The following is a 4,805-nucleotide window of genomic DNA, read 5'->3' as shown; positions in this document are numbered from 1 at the left end:
ACTTGCCGGAAAGTACGGGTATGCAAATGATCATGAACGGGATGCCCTCACCGCAGCGGTTGAAGCATACAAATACTGGAGGCATAAATTTTCAGGGATACTCAAACGGGTACCTCCAGGGATTGACCTTGACGAGGTGCGGGCCGGTATTATCCGAGGGCAGTCACTGGAACAGATCCTGAGCGGCAGAAAAGAAAAGGCACAGATAGCACAAGAGAAGAAACCTGAGGTCAATCTTGACACATCAGACGAACGGGTTCGAATTCTTGATGGAACCGTCAAGGATCTCCGTGCTCTGGTATCAGATCTCCAGCAGGAGATAGCAGCTCTTAAAAAACAAAACCAGGCATTGTCCAGAAAAATTTCAGGTATGAAGGCGGAGCGGGAGAAGGGGATTAATATAGAGCCTGAGATCATCAAACGGGATCAGATCATACAAAACCTCAAGCACCGGCTAAGACAGGAGGAGCGGAACAATAAAAAATTACAGCGCCGCCTGAAACGAATAAAAGAAACCACTGATGAATTGCGGACTCAGGGAACCCGTGCCATTAAGGTGCTTCCTGACCTCTCACGTGAGAGTGTCCGCCAGCTTATCGAACGAATCGGTATTCAGCCAGGTGACATTCTTTATGTGAAAACGCTTGCCTCATGGGGGAAGGGCATCGTACATGAGCTCGCCGGATATGGCGTTGAAGCGGTTATCGTGCATGAAAAGGCAGCAGATACCCTGAGTACAGAACTTCGTGATGTCTTTTTCCATGAGAAACTGCCGGTTGTTCTCTCAAAGGATCTTCAGATCCAGGTTAAAGGAGAGATCGGAACCTGTGATGAGGTCGCATATGATGATGCACTTCTTGACTTTACCGCAGAGCATGAAAAATTCATGAAAGAGAAAGGTGAGGAGATGCTGGAGTCGCTCATGAAGGAATATCTGGCTGAGCGGGAGCGGAAGGTGAAATGAGGTATGGATGACCGTGCACTCCTGGATGTTATCAGGCCGGTCTGCGGGGCTGATACCTGCTCAGACGACTGTGCGATCATTCGTCTTCCCTGCGGCACTCTGGTGACTTCAACCGATATGCTGCATATGCAATCTGATTTTCCAGAGGGTATGACAAACTGGCAGATCGGGTGGATGTCGGTTGCGGTAACGATCTCAGATATTGCTGCAATGGGAGCAGAACCGATACAGATCGTCCTCGCCATTGGTCTTGATGATCAGAACCGCTTATCAGAGATTGTGAAGGGAGCGTATGCCTGCTGCGATGCATATGGGGTCACCTACGCCGGAGGAGATCTTGATGCTCATTCTGAACTGACCATAGTATCAACCGGGATAGGGATCATCAGGGATGGAGAGCCGGTCAGAAGACGGGGGGCAATGCCAGGTGATCTCATCTGTGTGACCGGGACCTTGGGACGGGCAATTCTGGGGCTTTTTGGTGATCACCGGTTCTGGAAGGATCTATGTGAACCACAGCCACGGGTGAGGGAAGGGAGAGCTGCACGGCTGGCAGGGGCGACGGCTATGATGGACATCAGTGACGGACTTGCCATATCCCTCTATGATATCGCTGCCGAATCGCATGTCGGCATGGAAATATCAGCTGAATGTATCCCCCTGCCAAAGGATACGGATCAGAACAAGGCACGTGAGGCCGCCTTGTATGGAGGAGGGGACTTTGAACTACTCTTCTTCATTCCAGAAGAAAAATTCAAAGACCTTCCCATTCCGGTGACGCGGATTGGCAGGGTAACCGCACAACAGGATATTCTAATGGATGGTACCGTACTGCAAAAAAAGGGATATCTTCACCACTGGTAGGAATACCGCCAGTAGTTCCAGTTATTTGAGAAGTAGGTCACACCCTGATACAGAGAATCATATACCCGGGCTATATAAAGATTTTCTCCAATCTTTTTGAAATAGGGAAATGCCTCATTGACTTTTCCCATCTTATACAGGGTTTTTCCCATTCCAAACAGAGCATCCCGGTTTTCAGGATCAAGTTCCAGGGCCTTTGAAAAGTCCTGATATGCGTTATCAAGAAGGTCAATCTTCTGATATGCAGCACCTCGGTTTACATAATAGACTGACTGATTTGGATCAATCCTCAGTGTTTCATTAAAGGCAGCGATCGCTCCGTAATAATTCCCCTGCTGAAACCGGGCAAACCCAAGATTGGTCCAACCTTCTGCATTGTCAGGCTGAATCCTGACCACCTGGGCATATGCATCCTCACTTATTCCATACTCATTTGCAAGGTCCGCTGCGTACCCTTTTCTCATCCAGGCGATGGGAATATCAGGATTTTCAGCAATCGCCCGATCATAGTAATGAATCGTATCATATGCCTGGTTAAGCTGACGCATGACCTCAACGAGATATTTGAATGCATCCTCTTTCAGGGGTTTGATCTGAAGGGCTGTCTCAAATGCTTTCTTTGCCACGTCATACTGTTTGTTCACCGCTGCAACATCACCAAGGAGGTACCAGGCGTCATAGGAGGACGGTGATAATTTGGTTGCACGGGTTGCAGACCGCAGTGCGTCATCCCGTTTTCCAAGGGCCAGTTCTGCACGTGCCTTTTGCATCCAGGTCACGGGATCGTTTGGATTGATCATGGTCGCATTATCAAACCGGTACAATGCGTCCTGAAACCGGCCGGACTGCATCAGCAAAAATCCTACATTGGTTATGGTAATCGGATCATTGGGCTGAATTTTAAGTGACTGGTTGAACGCATCAAACGATGCATCAAATTTTTTCAGGTTGGCATATGAGAACCCAAGATTTGCCCAGACATCTGCATTACTCTGGTTTATCATCAGTGCACTACGGGAGATCGCTGCTGATTCTTCAAATTCTCCAAGCACATTCTGAACACGTGCCAGGGCAACGAGCAGATCCACATTCTTAGGATCTTCTTTTACCAGACGTGCATAGATATCTCTTGATTCCTTGTATTTACCAGTCTTTTCAAGGAGATCGGCCAGGATATACAGATTGTCCGGATTGTCAGGCACGAGGGTATTCAACTGGCCATAGGCTACCGCTGCCTCTTCCAGACGGTTCGAAAGCCGGAGCATCTCGCCAAGACGCTGCCATGATTCGGCATCCTTCCTATTTAATTTCAGGGCATTGTCGTATGACTTTGCCGCTTCATTATACCGGCCGGCGTCATACAGAATTTCAGCCTGTTTCACATAATATTCATAATTTTTCGGGCTTAGGTTAATTGCGATGCCATATTCGGCAAGTGCCTGTTTGGTCTCATTCATGGCAAAATATACATCGGCAAGGCCTGCATGGGTTGCTGCATTTTTTGGATCCAGAATGGTTGCATTTTTCATATCTGCATACGCTTTTTCAAGATCTCCTTCCCGTACATAGGCCCTGCCTCTTCCGATACGTGCAGTACTGTTCTTTGGATCAAGGGTGAGAACATGTGAATATCCGATGATCGCCTCATCATCCAGTGATTCATTAGAGAGGAGACTGGCAACCTTCAACCAGAGAGACGGATCTGATGAATCAAGTCTGATGGCAGCATCATACAGGGACAAGGCCTCCATGGCGCTTCCATTCTGTTCCATCTTCTCAGCCTGCATGGTGAGATTGGTGGAAATATGTTGGACATCAATGGGGCGGTCTTCGACACATCCGCAGACCAGGAATAATCCAGTAATAATAGCAGTAAAAAGTATGCATTTCAGATAATTTGTCGTATAGCTGAGCATTCAAATCAATAAAAAAGGTTAGAATCCGGTATTGTACGGGACACTTTTTACCAGGTAATATGCCCCGTTTATATCGAGTGTTTCTTTATATCCACGTTCAGTCAGATACCCCTGCGAACTGTTATACAGGGTGATCTCATTTGCCTTGAATGAGGCACTGCCGATGGCTCCATCAGCCCCGGACGGCATCTCAACCCGGTTCTTTGGCTGTGGATACCATCCTTCCGGAACCTCCTGCCTGACACCGGATCCTCGTTCATGAACCGTAATATAATCCAGTTCACGATCAGTGCTGCTCCACATGAAATCTGTCAGTTGTCCTCTGCTGGTATTCAGGTACTCTTCCATCGGGGTTTCATAGGTGTAATTTGAGTAGAGTGTTAAAGAGACGTCGTATTTTCCGGGTTCACGATAGATATGGACAGGATTCTTTTCAGTTGACGTATTCCCGTCTCCAAAATCCCATAACCGCCCATCCGCAAACCCATAACTGATATCATAAAATCTGACACGCAACGGCGCATCGCCCTCGGTCCGGTCAGACGTAAAATCAGCGGCAAGTGTTGAGACCACAAACTCATCATATGACGGGTGGCATCCTCGGGTGAATCCGGGTGGAGATGGAAGCATTGCTGGTTTTAATGTAAATGCAGCCTGCACTATCGTGCATGTCAGTATCATAAGGATAAAAAATCCAAGAAGGTATCTCCACCTGGCTGATGTCATAATGTAATTCCTGAGGTATAGGTAAATGACTTCATAAAGTTTACAATTGCCCCGCTCACTTTGGAGCGATCACGCCATTCATTCTGTGCCGAAACATTCTCCATCTTTCCCCGTCCTTCCAGAATAGAACCATGAAAATCTGTCATTACTGTACCGATTGCAGCATCAGTCCCATTGATCGGTGAGATGCTCACCATGTACTCAACTCCGGCCGGAGTTCCCTCACCACCGACCGCACGAATCTTCAATCTTGATTCCATTGCAAATGACTGCATATTGATAAGATTTGTCGAGCCACTCACATGGTCTTCAAAAGCAGGGGCCACCGAGAATGA

General features: G+C 47.7%; 4 protein-coding genes and 1 pseudogene. 2 read left to right on the top strand and 3 right to left on the bottom strand.

Features of this window, described 5'->3' with window-relative positions:
* Together PLA23_RS10605 and thiL are read left to right on the top strand one after the other, a co-directional pair.
* A pseudogene (locus tag PLA23_RS10605) lies at positions 1–964 on the top strand (DUF460 domain-containing protein); the annotation flags it as partial.
* Between the two features lie 3 nt (positions 965–967).
* Positions 968–1,828: a thiamine-phosphate kinase gene (thiL, locus tag PLA23_RS10600; protein ID WP_324329858.1), complete on the top strand. Its 861-nt coding sequence runs from the start codon at positions 968–970 to the stop codon at positions 1,826–1,828.
* Here thiL and PLA23_RS10595 read toward each other — a convergent pair.
* The 3 genes from PLA23_RS10595 to PLA23_RS10585 all read right to left on the bottom strand — a co-directional run.
* Positions 1,816–3,744 (bottom strand): tetratricopeptide repeat protein, encoded by a 1,929-nt coding sequence (locus PLA23_RS10595; RefSeq protein WP_324475160.1) that lies wholly within the window; start codon positions 3,742–3,744, stop codon positions 1,816–1,818. The genes thiL and PLA23_RS10595 overlap by 13 nt on opposite strands.
* 18 nt (positions 3,745–3,762) lie before the next feature.
* A complete protein-coding gene (locus PLA23_RS10590) occupies positions 3,763–4,470 on the bottom strand; it encodes a PKD domain-containing protein (RefSeq protein ID WP_324329862.1) in 708 nt (235 codons plus the stop codon).
* Positions 4,467–4,805, bottom strand: a 339-nt coding sequence (locus PLA23_RS10585; RefSeq protein ID WP_324475159.1) for a hypothetical protein, incomplete at its 5' end; no start/stop codon positions are given. The genes PLA23_RS10590 and PLA23_RS10585, both read right to left, overlap by 4 nt.

Source organism: Methanospirillum sp., assembly GCF_035406105.1.
GTDB lineage: Archaea > Halobacteriota > Methanomicrobia > Methanomicrobiales > Methanospirillaceae > Methanospirillum.
Note: the sequence above shows the minus strand (reverse complement) of the source record. Positions and strands in the feature narration are given on the sequence as shown.

Excerpts from the sequence above, each read along its gene's own strand:
- thiL (WP_324329858.1), top strand. The coding sequence starts at position 968 with ATGGATGACCGTGCACTCCTGGATGTTATCAGGCCGGTCTGCGGGGCT.
- PLA23_RS10590 (WP_324329862.1), bottom strand. The coding sequence starts at position 4,470 with ATGACATCAGCCAGGTGGAGATACCTTCTTGGATTTTTTATCCTTATG.
- PLA23_RS10595 (WP_324475160.1), bottom strand. The coding sequence starts at position 3,744 with ATGCTCAGCTATACGACAAATTATCTGAAATGCATACTTTTTACTGCT.